Source organism: Actinomycetospora sp., assembly GCF_055612215.1.
This window is the reverse complement of record NZ_JBVPVA010000125.1, coordinates 1-2,923: the sequence shown is the minus strand read 5'-3', so window position 1 is coordinate 2,923 and position 2,923 is coordinate 1. Positions and strand designations below refer to the sequence as shown.

The following is a 2,923-nucleotide window of genomic DNA, read 5'->3' as shown; positions in this document are numbered from 1 at the left end:
CCGGGGGACGGCCGGGGTCGGACCCGGCGGAGTCCGCCGCGGCGCCGCCCGCACCGGTCACCCGGGTGTCGGGGGAGTCCGACGAGGGCGCCGCCGCCGACCTGGTGCGGGCCCGTACCGCGCTGCTCACCCCGCCGCCCGGAGCCCGGCGGCTCGGCCCGGCCGCCCTGCGCGAGGCGCTGGTCGAACTGCACGACTTCTGGCTCGCCACCCGCGCCGCGGCCGTCGGCGTCGGGGAGGACACCGGGACCGCGCTCGTCGCGGTGGGTGCCCTCGGCCGCCGCGAGCTCGCCCCCTGGTCCGATCTCGACCTCGTCCTGGTGCACGACGGCAGCGGCCGGCAGAAGGGCGCGGATCGCGTCTCCCGGATCGCGGACGCCCTCTGGTACCCGCTCTGGGACGCCGGGATCGGCCTCGACCACTCGGTGCGCACCGTCGGCGAGGCCGTCGGCGTGGCCACCGAGGACCTGCGGGTGGCCCTGGGGCTGCTCGAGGTCCGGCTCCTCGCGGGCGACCCCGAGCTCGCCGAGCGCCTGTCGAGCTCGGCCCGGCAGGCGTGGCGCGCGGGCATGCGTGCCCGGTTCGACGAGCTCGTCGACACCACCCGGAGCCGCTGGCAGCGCTCGGGCGAGGTCGCGCACCGCGTCGAGCCCGACCTCAAGAACGGCCGCGGGGGTCTGCGCGACGTCCAGCTCCTCGACGCCCTCGCCGCGGCACAGCTCGTCGACCGGCCCGCCGTCGACGTCCGCTCCGCCCGCGGGCTGATGCTCGACCTGCGCACCGAGCTGCACCGCCGCGCCGGCCGGGCGCGCGACGTGCTGCAGGCCGAGGACGCCCACGAGCTCGCCGGGGTCCCCGATCTCGGCGTCACCGACCGCTACGACCTCGCGCGGTCGCTCTCCGGTGCCGCCCGTACCGTCGTGTACGCCACCGACGTCGCGCTGCGCTCCGCCCGGGCCGCCCTGCCGAAGCGCGGCCTCGCCGCGCTGCGTCGCGCGCCCGCCCGCCGCGGACTCGACGAGGGCGTGGTCGAGCAGGCCGGCGAGGTCGTGCTCGCCCGCGAGGCGCAGGTCACCCGGGATCCGGCCCTCGTCCTGCGCCTGGCGGCCGTCGCGGCGCGCACGGGGCTGCCGATCGCCGCGGGCACGCTCAACCGCCTCGCCGAGGCCGCCCCCGAACTGCGCGAGCCGTGGCCGCGGGCGGCGCGGACCGAGCTGCTCGCGCTGCTGGGCGCGGGCGAGGGCGCGGTCGACGTCATCGAGGCGCTCGACCGCACGGGCCTGTGGGGGCGGCTCTTCCCGGAGTGGGGCGCCGTCCGGGACCTCCCCCCGCGCGACCGCACGCACGTCTGGACCGTCGACCGCCACCTCGTGGAGGTCACCGCCCGGGCGAGCGAGTTGACGACCCGGGTGTCCCGACCCGACCTGCTGCTGCTCGGCGCCCTGGTGCACGACATCGGCAAGGGCCGCGACGAGGACCACTCGGTGGTCGGGGCGCAGCTCGCCCGCCACATCGGTCGCCGGCTCGGTCTCTGGCCGGCCGACGTCGACCTCCTCGCCGCGATGGTGCGCCACCACCTGCTGCTGCCGCACACCGCGCAGCGTCGGGACCCCGAGGACCCGGCGACGGTGCAGCGCGTCGTCGACACGCTCGGCGGCGACGCGGTGCTGCTGGAGCTGCTGCACGCCCTCTCCGAGGCCGACGCGCTGGGCACCGGGCCCGGGGTGTGGACGCCGTGGCGGGCCACGCTCATGGGCGACCTGGTGCGCCGCTGCCGCGTCGTGATGGCCGGCGAGCCCGTGCCCGGCCCGGAGCCGCTCTCGGACGACCGGCTCGCGCTCGCGCAGGCGGTCGCCTCGTCGGGCCGCCCGGAGGTCTCCATCGACGCCGGCGAGGAGCTGACGACGGTGACGATGACCGTGGCCGCCCCCGACCGCCCTGGGCTGCTCAGCCGGGCGGCGGGCGTCCTCGCGCTGCACTCCCTGCAGGTGCACGCCGCGGTGCTGGTCGAGCACGACGGCGTCGCGGTCGACAGCTTCACCGTCTCGCCCCGGTTCGGCCGCCTGCCCGAGGCGTCGCTCATGCGCGAGGACCTCGTCCGCGTGCTCCAGGGATCCCTCGACCTCCCCGCCCGGCTCGCGGCCAAGGAGCGTGACTACTCCTCGCACGTGCCGACGACGCCACCGGCCAGCCGGGTGCTGTGGTTCGACGACGAGGCGACCGGCGCCGTCGTGCTCGAACTGCGCACCGCCGACCGCATCGGGCTGCTCCACCACGTCGCGGCCGCGCTCGAGTCGCAGGGCGTCGACGTGCGCTGGGCCCGGGTGTCGACGCTGGGTTCCTCCGTGGTGGACGCGTTCTGCCTGGAGGCCACCGCCGACCCCGACGTCGCGGACGGCACCCCGCACGGCGGCCCCGGCACCGGCAGCGTCGTGGCCCTCGACCCGACCCGCCGCCGCGCGATCGAGGCGGCCGTCATGGCGGCGGCGCGCCCGGCGCGGGGCGCCGAGGACCCGACCGGGAGCCGCGTCGGCTGAGTCCGGCCCCGGGTCGGCCGGTGGAGCCGGTTAAACTGGGGGTTCGGTCGGCGTGCGTACGTGGCGCGCCGGCGGCGTCGCCCGACCGGTCACCTTCTCAGGAGTACCTCCGCCGTGTTCGACACCCTGTCCGACCGCCTCACCTCGGTCCTCTCGGACCTGCGCGGCAAGGGCCGGCTCTCCGAGACCGACATCGACACCACCTGCCGCGAGATCCGGATCGCGCTGCTCGAGGCCGACGTCGCGCTGCCCGTCGTCCGGGAGTTCGTGCGCCAGGTCAAGGAGCGCGCCAAGGGCGCCGAGGTCTCCGAGGCCCTCAACCCGGCCCAGCAGGTCGTCAAGATCGTCAACGAGGAGCTCGTCGGCATCCTCGGCGGGGAGACCCG

Annotated in this window: 2 protein-coding genes; both read left to right on the top strand. The window is 77.3% G+C overall.

Annotation, left to right across the window (positions count from 1 at the left end):
* Positions 1-65 precede the first annotated feature (65 nt).
* Positions 66-2,537: a [protein-PII] uridylyltransferase gene (locus AC0CYZ_RS03250; protein WP_472212295.1), complete on the top strand. Its 2,472-nt coding sequence runs from the start codon at positions 66-68 to the stop codon at positions 2,535-2,537.
* 114 nt (positions 2,538-2,651) lie between these two features.
* Positions 2,652-2,923, top strand: a 272-nt coding sequence (locus AC0CYZ_RS03245; protein WP_472212293.1) for a signal recognition particle receptor subunit alpha, incomplete at its 3' end; no start/stop codon positions are given.